We start from the raw sequence: 13,774 nt of genomic DNA on the forward strand, positions 1-13,774 counted from the left end.
GGGGGCCCGTATGGGCCGCGTCGGCGTGCGCGGCTCCGAAATCAGGGTTTCATTGGTGTTTGACCGACCGGTCATGCACTGGTAACACCGAGCAGTGACCCTAGGTACATACGCAGCGGCGGTACACGCGGCCGCTGTCGTCACTGCTTCCCGCCACTCAGTGCGCGCCGGGTGCGCGCATCCGCTCCGAGGGGGAACGACCACCATGCATGCCGCGCCGGTACGAGCCAACGCCATCCCGTCCGTCACCACCGCACTCCGCGCCGTCGAGTCGCTGCTGCTGAGCAGCGGCCAGCGCACCGCCCGCCGGAACGCCTGGACGGCGGTCCTGGAGGACCGCCGCAGGGCCAAGGACCGGGTCGAGGCGGAGCACGTACTGAAGGCTGTGGCCGACCACCGTTCCTAGGTCACTCCGGGGCCACGTAAACTTCCTTACATGGCGAGGAAGGCAAGCACCGAGGGCGCGGACAGCGCCGAGAACGCAGGGCGGCTCAAGCAGATCGTCCTGACCTACAAGATGACCAGGCGGTCCGACCCGAAGGTCGGTCTTGTCGTCGCGGGTGTGGGAATCGTCACCTTCGGCGTCCTCCTCACGATCGGCTTCTTGATCGACCACCCGGTCTACGCGGGCATCCTGGGCTTCGTACTGGCCCTCCTCGCAATGGCGATCATCTTCGGACGGCGCGCCGAGCGTGCGGCCTTCGGGCAGATGGAGGGACAGCCCGGCGCCGCGGCGGCCGTGCTGGACCGTGTCGGCCGTGGCTGGACCACGACCCCGGCGGTCGCGATGAACCGCAGCCAGGACGTCGTCCACCGGGCCGTCGGCAAGGCGGGCATCGTGCTGGTCGCCGAGGGCAACCCGAACCGGGTGAAGGGCCTGCTGGCGGCCGAGAAGAAGAAGATGGCCCGCATCGTGGTGGACGTGCCGGTGCACGACATCATCGTCGGTGACGGCGAGGGCCAGGTGCCGCTGAAGAAGGTGCGCACCAAGATGCTGAAGCTTCCGCGGGTCCTGACCGGCCCGCAGGTCACGGCGGCCAACGACCGGCTGCGGGCGATGGGTGACCTGATGAGCAACATGCCGCTGCCGAAGGGCCCGATGCCCAAGGGCATGCGGATGCCGCGCGGCGGGAAGATGCGCTGACGCAGCACGTACGAAGAGGGCGGCCCCGGACGTATTCGTCCGGGGCCGCCCTCTTGTCCTGTTCGCTCCGTGCGTCCGTTTCCCGCTCCGCGTGCCCGTGTCCTCAGATACGCACCTGGACGGCGCGGCCCAGCCGGTCGTGGAGGCCGCGGCTGTCGCGGTCCCAGACCAGGGCCGGGATCACCAGGAGGAGGAGCACGGTCCGGACGATCACCCGTCCCGCGCCGAGCCGTCCGCCGTCCTCGGAGATGACCCGCAGGCCCAGGATCCGCTTGCCCGGCGTGGAACCGATGGTTCCGACCGTGAGCAGGCTCAGCACGAGAAAGACGCCGAGCGCCCAGTTCCCGGCCGCCTGCTGGTCACCGCGAGCGAGCAGCCCGTATGCGATCACCATGCACACGGACCAGTCGATGAAGAGTGCCCCGAAGCGCCGGCCGAGCGGGGCCACCGACCCCGGGCCTTCCTGGGGCAGACCGAGGCGTTCGCCCCGGTAACCGAAGTCGGCGCCCATCTCCTCGGCCGCCGCGCGCGGCCCCGAGAGCCACGATCCGATTGCTTGCCTGTTGTCCACCCGTCCACGGTACTGCGCCCGTGTTTGCGACCGGCCGGGCGGGGCACTGAACACGTCGCTGAGGTGCCGCTACCCCCGGCCCGGTTAACTTGGGCGAAACAAATGGGTCACGCTGGAGAAATCCTGCCTGCCTATGGTCGGGTTCAGCGTGTGCCACCGCACTGGCCGCACAACGAGTTGCAACCCCGCCCTTTCCCGGGTCGGGAGTAGGAGGAGTTGGATGTTCCAGAACGCCGACGAAGTCCAGAAGTACATCGCCGACAACGACGTCAAGTTCATCGACGTCCGGTTCTGCGACCTGCCGGGTGTGATGCAGCACTTCACCATCCCCGCAGGGTCCTTCGACCCGGCCGAGGAACTGGCTTTCGACGGCTCGTCGATCCGCGGCTTCCAGGCCATCCACGAGTCGGACATGGCGCTCCGTGCGGACCTGTCCACGGCCCGTGTCGACCCGTTCCGCCGCGACAAGACGGTGAACGTCAACTTCTTCATCCACGACCCGATCACCGGTGAGCAGTACAGCCGTGACCCGCGGAACGTGGCCAAGAAGGCGGAGGCGTACCTCGCCTCGACCGGTGTCGCCGACACCGCGTACTTCGGTCCCGAGGCCGAGTTCTACGTCTTCGACAACGTCCGCTTCCAGACGTCGGCGAACGAGAGCTTCTACCACATCGACTCCGAGGCCGGCGCCTGGAACACCGGTGCGACCGAGAACAACCGGGGTTACAAGGTCCGCTACAAGGGCGGCTACTTCCCGACCCCGCCGGTCGACCACTTCGCCGACCTGCGTGCCGAGATCTCCCTGGAGCTGGACAAGAACGGCCTCCAGGTCGAGCGCCAGCACCACGAGGTCGGCACCGCCGGCCAGGCGGAGATCAACTACAAGTTCAACACGCTGCTCGCCGCGGCCGACGACCTGATGCTCTTCAAGTACATCGTGAAGAACGTCGCCTGGCGCAACGGCAAGACCGCGACCTTCATGCCGAAGCCGATCTTCGGTGACAACGGCTCGGGCATGCACGTGCACCAGTCGCTGTGGCAGGGCGGCACGCCGCTCTTCTACGACGAGCAGGGTTACGCGGGTCTGTCGGACATGGCCCGCTACTACATCGGCGGCATCCTGAAGCACGCCCCGTCGCTGCTGGCCTTCACCAACCCGACGGTGAACTCCTACCACCGCCTGGTCCCCGGCTTCGAGGCCCCGGTCAACATGGTGTACTCGCAGCGCAACCGCTCCGCCGCGATGCGTATCCCGATCACGGGCTCCAACCCGAAGGCGAAGCGCGTCGAGTTCCGCGCCCCGGACCCGTCCTCGAACCCTTACCTGGCGTTCTCGGCCCTGCTGATGGCCGGCCTGGACGGCGTCAAGAACAAGATCGAGCCCCCGGAGCCGATCGACAAGGACCTCTACGAGCTGGCTCCCGAGGAGCACGCGAGCGTCCAGCAGGTCCCGACCTCGCTCCCGGCGGTCCTCGACGCCCTCGAGGCGGACCACGACTACCTCCAGGCCGGCGGCGTCTTCACGCCCGACCTGATCGAGACGTGGATCGACTACAAGCGCACCCACGAGATCGCCCCGATCCAGCTGCGGCCGCACCCGCACGAGTTCGAGCTGTACTTCGACCTCTAGGCGGCGGGCCCCGTCGCGCACGAAGGTGCGCGGCCCGGCCGGTTCGACGACGTGATGCCCGCGAGGGCCGCCACCCCGACTCCGGGGTGGCGGCCCTCGCTGCTTGCGCGCTCCTGCGACCCATCCGGTTTCGCCACTCAAGGACATCGCTCGTCGTCGGCACCGATGTCCTGGCGCTGCTCGTCAACGCGTGCTCGGCCCGTTGCCTCGACGCGCTCCCCGCTCCGGCGAAGGGCTACGTCCCCGCACCGTGGCGGGCCTGACGTCGTCCAGCCAGCCACCCGCCACCAGTGCTCCGGCAGACCTTCCGGAAGGGGAGAGCATGCCGCCCGCACCAGAACCGGTCAGCAAGCCCGACTGCTTGACCGAGGAGCAGTGGGCCCGCCTGACCCTGGCCGTCCTCGTCGGCGTCGCCGAGGGCACGGACCAGGCCGGGCTGCCGTGGGCGTCGGATCTGGGGGTGACTGCGGTGAGTGCGGTTCGCACACGCATCGACGAATTGTGGGCGGCGGAGGGCGCGTCGGACGGATGAGCCGGCCCGGAGCCACCGGGCGCGGCGAACGGGCGGGCGGCGAGCTGTGCCTGAACGATCGCTCGCCGCCCGTCCGTTGTCAGCCCGCCAGTAGTTCGCGCAGTTCCGCGACGGCCTCGCGGAGGCGGTCCGCGAAGGCGTGCATCTGGTCGGCGACCGGCTGCGGGGTGCTCAGGTAGAGGTTGAAGCGGTCGGGCAGCAGGACGTAGGCGATGCCGATGCACTTGCTGCTCGTGGAACCGAAGCCGAAGTACTGGATGTTCTCCGACGGCGCCGAGCTGGTGCTCAGGTAGTCGTCCCGCATCGTGACCCAGCCCGGTGAGCGGTACAGGGCGGGCTGTTCGGTGATCCCGAGCTCGGCGCCCCGGCGGCGCTGGATGAGTTCCAGCTCCCACAGGTGCTGCTCGGGGGCGTCCCCGGCCTGGCATTCCTTCGCGCGGGTCACATGGGCGGTCGCGGCGGCGCGGAAGGCGGCGCGGCGGGTGTCGCGGTCGGCGGTGGGGTCGTCCATCGCCGCCACGAAGGCCGGCATCTCGGGGGTGACGACACGCATCGCCTCGGTGCGGCCGTGCCGGAACTGGCGGGTCGCGATCGACTCGTACGTGGCGCCGAGGTGCCCCTTGGCGCGCTGGTGGGCCAGCTGGTAGGCGGCCTGGACGAACGCGTCCGGGGACACCCCGAGCGCCTTGGCCGCGGTGCTGCCGAAGTCGTCGAAGGAGACCGTGCTGGTGGCCGTGGCGGCACCGTACGCGGCGAACGACTCGGCGGCGGACCGCACCTGGGCGCGCAGGGGGTCGTCCAGCTCGAACGCGAGGGGGTGCGGGACGGGCTGTCCCTGCGGGCGGGCGCCGGACAGGCGTGCGTGTTCCTCGGGCTCCGTGCTGAGCAGTGCGTCGGTGAAGCTGAGGATGGTGGTCCCGTCCAGCTCGCAGTGCTCGACGTTGATGCCGGCCCGGCCGTTCGCGTAGACGACGAAGGAGACGGCCTTGTCGAACCAGCGGTTGCCCCTGTCCCCGTACAGCAGTTCGTCGCAGGTGGCCTTGGTGTCCTCGGGTGCGAGGTCCTCCAGGCAGACGCAGAAGAGCGCGGTCTCGATGTCGTCCAGCGTCTCGGCGTTGCGGGGGTGCCGGGCGATGAGGGCGTCCCTGGCCGCCGCCCATTCCGCGCGCGCCATCGTGGTGAGGTGACCGGCCCGGTCGGCCTCGTCCGTGTGCACGTCGGCCTTGGTCACGGCGCGCAGTCCGGCCTCGATCTCGTCGAGGCTGTGTGGGACGCCGTCCTCACCGAGTACGTCCAGCCGGAACATGCTCCCCCGGAAGAACACCACGATGTGCCGGGCCGTGGACGGGCCGGGCGCACGGTCGCCGTACGGGGCGCGGACGGTGTCCAGCGGGACGCCGGGGATACGGGTCGTGGAGAACAGGTACTTGTTCTGCACCATCGACTGGGGCACTCCGCGCTGTTCCACCGGCGCGATGAGGCCCTCGTCCAGCTGCCGCTTGTAGTGGAGCGCCCCGGCGACCAGTCCGGCCGCCCGGTCCAGCTGCCCCTGGCCGGTGTCCTGGAAGAGGAAGAAGAAGTTGGCGTTGAGCGCGATCCGGTCGCGGCGGCCGAGGTAGCGGTACGGCCAGAAGGTGTCGAGCCAGCTGTGCACGCCCTCCGTGGCGTCGTACTCCTCCAGCGCCGCGTGCAGGACGCGGCCGGGGCCGTCGGGCCGGAGGAAGGCAGCGGCCTCGGCCTCGGTCGCGGCCCGTTCCTCGGCGTTCAGCAGCGGTGCGCACCAGGCGAGGAACCTCTCGCAGCTGGCTTCGAGCGTGGGCAGCGGCACGCGTGGCAGGCCGCCCTCCCGGGCGAAGGTGGCGCTGACCGCTGCTTCCTGGCTGACGTTCAATTCGGCTCTGCTTTCGGTCGGTGGGTGCGGGTGCTCGGCGGGCGGGGTTCAGCGGGCGGGGTCCTGGTGCGGGCGGGAGACGTACAGCTGGGCGTACATCCAGCCTTCCTCCTCCAGGCCCCGCGCATCCACTCCGGCCGCCGCCATGCTGTCGAGGACGAGTGCCTGTTCCTGCGGGTCGGCGAACTTGCGCTGCTTGAAGACGTCGTCGACCCGCACGGTGCGGTATCCGAGTCCGGCGAGGGCTTCCTCGACGGGGTCGAACGGGAACATCCTCAGCACGAAGTGCGCCATCCAGGGGCGGCGTTCGCCCTGGGCGTGCACGACGCGGGTGAGGGTGCGTTCGGTGACGTAGCCGATGCAGCCCGTCGAGATCACGAGGTCCGTCCCGGTGAGCAGGGCATGCTGCTCCGGTGTGGGGTCGTCCGTCTCCAGGTCGGCGTGGACCGTGTCGTCCAGGAATCCGGCCTCGTGTGCGTAGGCCAGGGCACTCGTGGAGGCGTCCAGGCCGGTGAAGCGGAGGCCGTGCCCGGGTCCGCGCGAGCGGGAGAGGCCGCGGTCGCGGGCCAGCAGTTCGCCGCGGGACATCCCGGCGGCGTCGCCGTAGCGGGCGTACAGCTCGTCCATCGTCGCGTCGTACTTCAGGAGGGCGGCGTTGATCCCGTAGGAGCAGCCGATGTCCAGGATCTTGGGGGCGTCGACCTGTTCGGACTCCCGGTACTCCTTGACGATCTTCTCGAAGTAGGGCTTGGCCTGCTGCGGGACGCAGTAGCCGAGGGGGCGGAGCACCTCGAAGTACGTGCGCGGGTCGGGCGCGGTGTAGATGTGGTCGAGGGAGACTTTTCCGGTCGCGTCGAAACGCAAGGGGCCTACTCCTTGGTGGAAGGCGTGCGGGGCAGGAACTGTCTGCGCGGGCCGCCCGTCAGTCCAGCAGGCGGTCGCTCCGTACGGCCCGGCCTTCGGCGGCCAGGTGTTCGGGCAGGACGCGGCCGAAGAGCTGCCGGGTCCGTGCCACGCTCCCGATCACGCCGGGGCGCTCGCTGTAGGCGAAGATCGCGGAGTGGCGTGCCACGTCGCCCTGTACGGGGCTGACGCGGTGCAGTGAGTAGCGGCCCATGAACAGCTGCAGGTCGCCCGGCCTGAGCGGCAGCCGTTCGCCCCGGGCGGTGCCGTCGAGCACGTCGCGGACGGCGTCGAAGCGCTCGTCCTCGGCGGACCTGATGTTCGGGCAGTACTCGAACTCGCCGCCGGTGCCGGCCCGCTGGGTGAGCATGCTGACCGTGTACTCGTTGGTGTCGAAGTGCCAGGGGTGCTCCATCCCGGGGCGTACGACGTTGAGCACGAGCCCGGAGAGCGGGTCGGCGAGCTCGTGCAGCCGTGGCAGCCCGAAGCAGTCGGCGACGAAGCGCTGGAACATCGTGTGCCCGTAGAGCCGGGCGATGAGGGCGCCCTCGGGGATGCGGTCGCGGGCCACGAAGGCGTTGCCGCGCCGGAGCGTGCGGCGGCCCGGATGGCCGTCGGGGAGGTCCGCGTCCACGGCGATGTTGTAGACGTTGACCGTCTCGACGTCGTAGTACGCCTGGGGGGCGAAGGCGGCGCACTCCTGGCGCAGCACCTCGTGGAGCGACGGACGGACGAAGTCCGGAAGGACGGTGCAGCCGACCGTGGCCAGTTCCTGCCCGGCCCGTGCCACCACGGCCCGGGCCTCGTCGCTTCCGGGGTCCGACAGGGGGTAGCGGTCCGTGTCGACCACCTGGTCGAGCGTGATGGCTTGCAGAGTGCTCAATTCGACCCTCTCCACGCGCGCGTCGGTAACACAACTGAGGAGTAACAGAGTTGAAGTTCCCACAGTGGACGCTGCGTTGTCTGTGACACGTCACACTCGGTGTGCCGGTCAGTCCAGAGCGATGACCGGGCGGACGTTGAAGTCCTCGAACATGTCCTCGCCCTCGGGGCCGTCGAGGAAGTCCGCCATGGACGGGTTGTGGTTGGCGGTGGCCAGCGGCAGCCACTCCAGGAAGGTGCCGTAGCCGCCGCAGACCGCTTCACCGCCGTCGCCGCCGTATACGGAACCCGGGTCGGAGGTCATCTCGGGGGTGTCGTAGACGTCGTAGGCGATGTGCAGTCCGAAGGCGTTCGGGGCGTGGTGCGGACCGGTTCCCTCCGTGCCGTACGGGGCGCCGGGCGGGCAGTGGTTCCCCCAGCGGAACAGCGTCGTGGCGCCGGCGCCGCAGGCGTGCTCCCAGGCGTCCGGGTCCGGCAGCAGCAGGCCGTCCGCGGCCAGCAGGGCGGGGACCAGTGCGGGGAGCTCGGGGAGCTTCAGGGGCTCGACCGCCATCAGCACGGCGGGCAGCGAGACGGTGCGCCGCGGGGTCAGCGTCTGCGCAAGATGGGCCCGCGGGTCCTCGTCGAAGCCGAAGCCGCCGGCGACGCTCTCCTCCCGGTACGAGACGAGCTGGTCGGGCAGCGGCTGCCAGGCGTCGGCGTCGAAGCCGACGGTCACCTCGCCGCCGGGTATCAACGCGTAGTGCGCACCCGCCCGTTCGACGACCGCGTGGTGCGGGGCGCCGGCCTGCCGGACGAGCCGGCCGTCCACCTTGCGGGCGGCCTCCTCCACGTACCGCGCGGCGGTGTCACGGCCGAGGGTGTGCCAGTGGCCGAAGGTCAGGTCTGCGAGTGACATCCGGGCAGTCTGTCACCGCCCTCCGACATCACCGGACGCGCCTGTGCCCCCGGGTTTCCCGGAGGCACAGGCGGCGGGTGTCAGCGGCCGTAGCGGATCAGCGCGCGGACCATGCGGCAGGTGGTGTCGGACGGCGGGTGGATGGCGAGGCGGTCGGCTGTCGCACGGATCCTGTGGTTGTCGGCGCTCGACGGCTGGTAGACGCCCGTGTCGAGCAGGGCGATCGCCAGGCGCATGGCCTTGAGGCGGCGGTTGTGCGAGACGTACCACTCGCGGGGCCGTCCCGCGGGGAGCGGCTTCTTCCGCAGGGGCTGGTGGAGCGGCTCGGTCGTGGCTGTGGCAACGGCCATCGGCAAACCTCCTGGCACAGTGGTGGAACCCTCACGAACTCCCTCCATTTTACTGCCTCCCACTGACAATCGCCCCTGGCCAGAGGCTATTTCGGAGATCCCTCCCGTACCCTTGGCCCCATGGAGATCTGGATCAATCCCGCCTGTTCCAAGTGCCGCAGCGCGGTGGATCTGCTCGACGCCGAGGGCGCCGAGTACACGGTCCGCCGCTACCTGGAGGACGTGCCCTCCCCCGACGAGATCCGTGCCGTGCTCGACCGGCTGGGGCTGGAGCCCTGGGACATCACCCGGACCCAGGAGGCGGACGCGAAGGAGCTGGGGCTCAAGGAGTGGGTGAAGGACGCGGGTTCGCGCGAGCGGTGGATCTCGGCGCTGGCGGAGCACCCGAAGCTGATCCAGCGGCCGATCATCACCGCGGAGGACGGGACGGCCGTGGTGGGCCGGTCGGAGGAAGCCGTACGGGACGCCCTCGGGCGGTGAGCCGGCACGCCCAGGGCCCCGGCGGGATCAGGGCCCCCGCGGCGCGGCGCTCAGCGCTCGTCCGTGCCCGCGCGCTTCGCCGTGGCGAGGGCGATGCGGTTCCAGGTGTTGATCGTGAGGATCAGGGCCAGGAGCTGGGCCAGTTCCCGCTCGTCGAAGTGGGCCGCGGCGCGCTCGTGGACCGCGTCGGGCACTCCGGCGTCCGCGACGCGGGTGACGGCGTCCGTGAGGGCGAGGGCGGCCTGCTCCTTCGGCGTGAAGAAGTGCGCCGCCTCCTGCCACACGGCGGCCATGTGCAGCCGCTCCTCGCTCTCCCCCGCCTTGCGGGCGTCGGTGGTGTGCATGTGGAGGCAGTACGCGCAGTGGTTGAGGTGCGAGGAGCGGATCTGGACCAGTTCCACGAGAGCCGGGTCCAGGCCCTCGCGGGCCGCCGCGTCCAGTCCGATCACGGCGCGGAAGACCTTGGGCGCGGCCTGGGCGAAATTGAGCCGGACGGTGGAGGCGGCGGTGGCCGTGTCGGTGCCGGACTTGATCTCTGTCGTCGTCATGGGTACGAATCTACGAGGTTCGGTGACCGGCGACAGGGTGCATTCCAGTGACGGATTCATGGGTCAATTCCGCGGAGATCCTGGGCAGTGACCTGCCGTTGGAGCTCTCCGGCACGGGCAATCGGCGGGCCGTCCTGATGCGGGCGCTGCGCGACGCGGTCCGGAGCGGACGGCTCGCTCCGGGGACCCGGCTGCCGCCGTACCGTTCGCTCGCCGCCGACCTCGGGCTGGCCCGCAACACGGTGGCCGACGCCTACGCCGAACTCGTCGCCGAGGGCTGGCTGGCCGCCCGCCAGGGTTCGGGCACCCGGGTCGCGGAGCGGGCCGCCCCGCTCGCCCGCGCCCATCGGCGGCGCACCCCGGAACGGGCCACCCGCCCGGTCCACGATCTGGTGCAGGGGAAGCCCGACCCGTCCGCCTTCCCCCGGAGCGCCTGGGTGGCCTCGGCCCGGCGGGCGCTGACCCGGGCCCCGCACGACGCGTTCGGGCCCGGTGATCCACGGGGGCGGCCGGAGCTCCGGGAGGCGCTGGCCGGCTATCTGGCCCGGGTGCGCGGTGTGCGGACCTCGGCCGAGCGGATCGTGCTCTGCTCGGGCGCCGCGCACGCGCTGCGGCTGCTGGCCGAGGTGGTGGGCGGTCCGTGGGCCGTGGAGGCGTACGGACTGCCCTTCCACCGGGAGCTGCTGGGCGGCCGGGGGGTCCGGACGCGGCCGGTCGCCGTCGACGGGGACGGGGCGTTGGTACGGGAGTTGGGGCGGGCCGAGCGTGCGGTGCTGCTCACCCCGGCGCACCAGTTCCCGACGGGTGGCCCGCTGCACCCGGAGCGCCGTGCGGCCGTCGTCGACTGGGCGCGGGCGACGGGTGGCCTGGTCGTGGAGGACGACTACGACGGGGAGTTCCGCTACGACCGGCAGCCGGTGGGCGCCGTGCAGGGGCTCGATCCGGAGCACGTGGTGCTGCTGGGTTCCGTGAGCAAGAGCCTCTCGCCGACGCTGCGGATCGGCTGGATGGTGCTGCCCGAACGGCTGGTGGACGGTGTCCTCGCGGCGAAGGGCGAGCGGGAGCAGTGGTCGAGCGCCACGGAGCAGTTGACCCTCGCGGACTTCGTCGGGTCGGGGGCGTACGACCGTCAGGTGCGCCGGATGCGGCAGCGGCACCGGCGGCGCCGCGATCAGCTCGTGGCGGCGCTGGAGCGGTGCGCCCCGCAGGTCAGGGTGTCCGGGATCGCCGCGGGGCTGCACGCCGTGCTGGAACTGCCGCGTGGCACGGAGCGTTCCGTGGTGCGGGCCGCCGCCTGGCAGGGGCTGGCGGTGGAGGGGCTCGCCGGGTATCTGCATCCGGCCGCCGTCACCGCCGGGGCCGCGCGGGACGGGCTGGTCGTGGGGTACGCGACCCCGGCCGAGCACGCGTACGCGCCGGCCCTGGAGGCGCTGTGCCGGGCGCTGCCTCCGGAGTGACACGCGGACGTCCGTCGGAACGAAGCGGCCCGTCACCCGTACGCGAGGACACGCGCACCGCACTGCCGCAGCGCCTCGCGCGCATCCGGCCGGGACAGGAGGAGCATCGGCCGGAAGGACGGGGGCCGGGTCTCAGGCCCGCACCGGTCCCAGGGCCGCCTCGGCCTGCGCCAGCAGCTCCGTGAGCCGCAGCCCGAACCGTACGTCGCAGGGGTGCGCCACTCCCGTACGCGCCGCGTCGATCAGCGCGTCCAGCGCCACCCGGAACGCGGCGAGGGCGTCGTCGTAGCCCGCGGGCAGGAGGCTCCTCCCCCGCTCGCCCCTGAATTCGACCTCCGTCCCCGTCGCGCCCACCGGTGCGTCCAGCGCGAGCGTCACCGTGCTGGACGCGCCGGAGGTGTGCCTGAGCAGCAGATGCGTGGCGTCGGCCGGGCCGCGGGCCGCCGTCACCTCAGTCACGTCACCCAGCACCGGGATCAGCACGGAGAGCGCGTGCGGGCCGACGTCCCACAGCGCCCCCTTCTCGCGGCGCCAGGGCGAGGCGGCGAACTCGTTGCTCGTGCCCGGGGCGTACAGCGCCCCGATCCACTGCGCGCGGGCCGTGAACCAGCCCCCCGACGCGGCCTGTTCGGCGATCCATCCGGCTGTCCCGGGCGCGAACCGGAGCGTGCAGAAGACCACGGAGGCGACCTGGGCCCGCTCGGCGGCCTCGGCCACCTCGCGCGCGCCCGCCACCGTCGTCGCGACCGGCTTGTCCATCAGGAGGTGGCATCCGGCGGCGGCGGCCCGCGCGGCCAGCGGCGCCTGGATGTCCGGCGGTACGGCGAAGGCCACCGCGTCGCTGACGGCAAGGAGCGCGTCGATGCCCGCGTCGCCCGTGTACGCCCGGGTGCCGTGTGCGGCGGCGAGCGCGTCCGCGGCCTCGGGCCTGCGGCCCCAGACCCCGCTCAGCTCGGCATCGGGGTGGGCCGCGAGAGCGGGGGCGTGGGTCATACGGGCCCAGGGGCCGGCGCCGACGAGGCCGATCCGTATCGGGGTGCGGGAGGCGGCGGGTGTGGTCATGCCGCCAGTGTCCCCCGGCCGGGTTCCGGCGCGGACCGTATCCAGTGCGCCGCAGGGTGAGACGCCCCGGGACTGCGGGGACCTGCCGTCCGACACCCCGGGGAAACCTCGGTAACACGGGGTTCACATTCGGGCAACGGACGGGAAATCGCGTCTTGCCAAGCTGCGCACCATAGACCGCAGCACCCGCAAAGGATGGCGTCCGTGACGTTCAAGGCTGAGTACATCTGGATCGACGGCACCGAGCCGACCGCCAAGCTTCGCTCCAAGACGAAGATAATGACCGATGGCGCGGAGCTGCCCATCTGGGGCTTCGACGGTTCGAGCACCAACCAGGCCGAGGGCCACGCCTCCGACCGGGTTCTGAAGCCGGTCTTCTCGTGTCCGGACCCGATCCGTGGCGGTGACGACGTCCTCGTCCTGTGCGAGGTCTTCAACATCGACATGACGCCGCACGAGTCCAACACCCGCGCCGATCTCCGCCCGGTCGCCGAGCGGTTCGAGGGCCAGGAGCCGATCTTCGGCATCGAGCAGGAGTACACCTTCTTCGACGGCCACCGTCCGCTGGGCTTCCCCGAGGGCGGCTTCCCGGCCGCGCAGGGCGGCTACTACTGCGGTGTGGGCTCGGACGAGATCTTCGGCCGCGACATCGTCGAGAAGCACCTCGACAACTGCCTGAAGGCGGGCCTGGCCATCTCCGGCATCAACGCCGAGGTCATGCCCGGCCAGTGGGAGTTCCAGGTCGGACCGGTCTCCCCGCTGGAGGTCTCCGACCACCTGTGGATCGCGCGCTGGCTGCTGTACCGCACCGCCGAGGACTTCAACGTCTCCGCGACGCTGGACCCGAAGCCGGTCAAGGGCGACTGGAACGGCGCGGGCGCGCACACCAACTTCTCCACGAAGGCGATGCGCGAGGGCTACGAGGCGATCATCACCGCCGCCGAGTCGCTCGGTGAGGGCTCGAAGCCGATGGACCACGTCAAGAACTACGGCGCGGGCATCGACGACCGTCTGACCGGCCTGCACGAGACCGCCCCGTGGAACGAGTACAGCTACGGCGTCTCCAACCGCGGCGCCTCGGTCCGTATCCCGTGGCAGGTCGAGCAGGACCAGAAGGGCTACATCGAGGACCGTCGCCCGAACGCCAACGTCGACCCGTACGTCGTCACGCGGCTGATCGTCGACACCTGCTGCACCGCGCTGGAGAAGGCCGACCAGGTCTGACCCGCGACACCCGGTCCATCAGTGAGGGCGCCCACCGGCCACGGTGGGCGCCCTCACTGTTCGGTGTGGGGTGCCCTGTGGGCCGAGTGGCCACGGGTGAGCAAGTGGCAGGTGAGGAAGGTAACTCGGCGGGACCGTATCGACGGGTGAGAGGACTCTGATGCACAGCCGCAATCTCTGCTTCAATGGGGACATGGCCAGC

At 71.0% G+C, this 13,774-nt stretch carries 15 protein-coding genes; 7 read left to right on the top strand and 8 right to left on the bottom strand.

Annotated features, from left to right (window positions below):
- Positions 1 to 205 precede the first annotated feature (205 nt).
- A complete protein-coding gene (locus OG524_RS10055) occupies positions 206 to 406 on the top strand; it encodes a hypothetical protein (RefSeq protein ID WP_405391283.1) in 201 nt (66 codons plus the stop codon).
- Between the two features lie 30 nt (positions 407 to 436).
- The gene (locus OG524_RS10060) at positions 437 to 1,144 is read left to right on the top strand and encodes a DUF4191 domain-containing protein (RefSeq protein WP_405809890.1); all 708 of its coding nucleotides are present in this window, start codon (positions 437 to 439) and stop codon (positions 1,142 to 1,144) included.
- Between the two features lie 103 nt (positions 1,145 to 1,247).
- Here OG524_RS10060 and OG524_RS10065 read toward each other — a convergent pair whose 3' ends face one another.
- On the bottom strand, positions 1,248 to 1,715 hold the full coding sequence (locus OG524_RS10065) for an RDD family protein (RefSeq protein WP_405391281.1): 468 nt from the start codon (positions 1,713 to 1,715) through the stop codon (positions 1,248 to 1,250).
- 220 nt (positions 1,716 to 1,935) lie between these two features.
- Between OG524_RS10065 and glnA the strand changes: the two genes are divergently transcribed.
- A complete protein-coding gene (gene glnA / locus OG524_RS10070; RefSeq protein ID WP_405809893.1) occupies positions 1,936 to 3,345 on the top strand; it encodes a type I glutamate--ammonia ligase in 1,410 nt (469 codons plus the stop codon).
- Positions 3,346 to 3,667: 322 nt separating this feature from the next.
- Complete coding sequence (locus OG524_RS10075; protein ID WP_405809894.1) at positions 3,668 to 3,877, top strand: hypothetical protein; 210 nt, start codon at positions 3,668 to 3,670, stop codon at positions 3,875 to 3,877.
- 79 nt (positions 3,878 to 3,956) lie between these two features.
- Here the strand turns inward: OG524_RS10075 and OG524_RS10080 are convergent, their stop codons facing one another.
- The 5 genes from OG524_RS10080 to OG524_RS10100 form a co-directional block, all read right to left on the bottom strand.
- A complete protein-coding gene (locus tag OG524_RS10080; protein ID WP_405391278.1) occupies positions 3,957 to 5,768 on the bottom strand; it encodes a choline/carnitine O-acyltransferase in 1,812 nt (603 codons plus the stop codon).
- 48 nt (positions 5,769 to 5,816) lie between these two features.
- Positions 5,817 to 6,632 carry a class I SAM-dependent methyltransferase gene (locus OG524_RS10085; RefSeq protein WP_405391277.1) on the bottom strand — a complete coding sequence of 272 codons (816 nt, stop codon included), beginning with the start codon at positions 6,630 to 6,632 and terminating at the stop codon, positions 5,817 to 5,819.
- Positions 6,633 to 6,690: 58 nt separating this feature from the next.
- Entirely contained in the window at positions 6,691 to 7,554 is an 864-nt protein-coding gene (locus OG524_RS10090; protein WP_405391276.1) for an arpA protein, read from the bottom strand.
- A gap of 108 nt (positions 7,555 to 7,662) precedes the next feature.
- Positions 7,663 to 8,451, bottom strand: coding sequence for a hypothetical protein (locus OG524_RS10095; protein ID WP_405391275.1), 789 nt, complete (start codon positions 8,449 to 8,451; stop codon positions 7,663 to 7,665).
- Between the two features lie 80 nt (positions 8,452 to 8,531).
- Positions 8,532 to 8,801 (bottom strand): hypothetical protein, encoded by a 270-nt coding sequence (locus OG524_RS10100; protein ID WP_384492637.1) that lies wholly within the window; start codon positions 8,799 to 8,801, stop codon positions 8,532 to 8,534.
- Between the two features lie 120 nt (positions 8,802 to 8,921).
- On the opposite strand from OG524_RS10100, the gene OG524_RS10105 reads away from it, so the two are divergent.
- Positions 8,922 to 9,281, top strand: coding sequence for an arsenate reductase family protein (locus OG524_RS10105; RefSeq protein ID WP_405391274.1), 360 nt, complete (start codon positions 8,922 to 8,924; stop codon positions 9,279 to 9,281).
- A 50-nt stretch (positions 9,282 to 9,331) separates the two neighbouring features.
- On the opposite strand, the gene OG524_RS10110 is transcribed toward OG524_RS10105, so the two are convergent.
- Positions 9,332 to 9,829: a carboxymuconolactone decarboxylase family protein gene (locus tag OG524_RS10110; protein WP_405809898.1), complete on the bottom strand. Its 498-nt coding sequence runs from the start codon at positions 9,827 to 9,829 to the stop codon at positions 9,332 to 9,334.
- Positions 9,830 to 9,876: 47 nt separating this feature from the next.
- Between OG524_RS10110 and OG524_RS10115 the strand changes: the two genes are divergently transcribed.
- A complete protein-coding gene (locus tag OG524_RS10115) occupies positions 9,877 to 11,286 on the top strand; it encodes a PLP-dependent aminotransferase family protein (RefSeq protein WP_405391272.1) in 1,410 nt (469 codons plus the stop codon).
- 132 nt (positions 11,287 to 11,418) lie between these two features.
- On the opposite strand, the gene OG524_RS10120 is transcribed toward OG524_RS10115, so the two are convergent.
- Positions 11,419 to 12,348 (bottom strand): Gfo/Idh/MocA family protein, encoded by a 930-nt coding sequence (locus OG524_RS10120; RefSeq protein WP_405391271.1) that lies wholly within the window; start codon positions 12,346 to 12,348, stop codon positions 11,419 to 11,421.
- A gap of 204 nt (positions 12,349 to 12,552) precedes the next feature.
- Here OG524_RS10120 and glnII point away from each other — a divergent pair, with 204 nt between their 5' ends.
- Entirely contained in the window at positions 12,553 to 13,572 is a 1,020-nt protein-coding gene (gene glnII, locus OG524_RS10125) for a glutamine synthetase (protein WP_405391270.1), read from the top strand.
- The last annotated feature ends 202 nt before the right edge of the window (positions 13,573 to 13,774 follow it).

The sequence above is a fragment of the Streptomyces sp. NBC_01520 genome, from assembly GCF_045040375.1.
GTDB lineage: Bacteria > Actinomycetota > Actinomycetes > Streptomycetales > Streptomycetaceae > Streptomyces.

Bases quoted from the DNA above. Each gene is read 5' to 3' on its own strand.
- OG524_RS10055 (WP_405391283.1), top strand. From the start codon at position 206: ATGCATGCCGCGCCGGTACGAGCCAACGCCATCCCGTCCGTCACCACC.
- OG524_RS10060 (WP_405809890.1), top strand. From the start codon at position 437: ATGGCGAGGAAGGCAAGCACCGAGGGCGCGGACAGCGCCGAGAACGCA.
- glnA (WP_405809893.1), top strand. From the start codon at position 1,936: ATGTTCCAGAACGCCGACGAAGTCCAGAAGTACATCGCCGACAACGAC.
- OG524_RS10075 (WP_405809894.1), top strand. From the start codon at position 3,668: ATGCCGCCCGCACCAGAACCGGTCAGCAAGCCCGACTGCTTGACCGAG.
- OG524_RS10095 (WP_405391275.1), bottom strand. From the start codon at position 8,451: ATGTCACTCGCAGACCTGACCTTCGGCCACTGGCACACCCTCGGCCGT.
- OG524_RS10100 (WP_384492637.1), bottom strand. From the start codon at position 8,801: ATGGCCGTTGCCACAGCCACGACCGAGCCGCTCCACCAGCCCCTGCGG.
- OG524_RS10105 (WP_405391274.1), top strand. From the start codon at position 8,922: ATGGAGATCTGGATCAATCCCGCCTGTTCCAAGTGCCGCAGCGCGGTG.
- OG524_RS10110 (WP_405809898.1), bottom strand. From the start codon at position 9,829: ATGACGACGACAGAGATCAAGTCCGGCACCGACACGGCCACCGCCGCC.
- OG524_RS10120 (WP_405391271.1), bottom strand. From the start codon at position 12,348: ATGACCACACCCGCCGCCTCCCGCACCCCGATACGGATCGGCCTCGTC.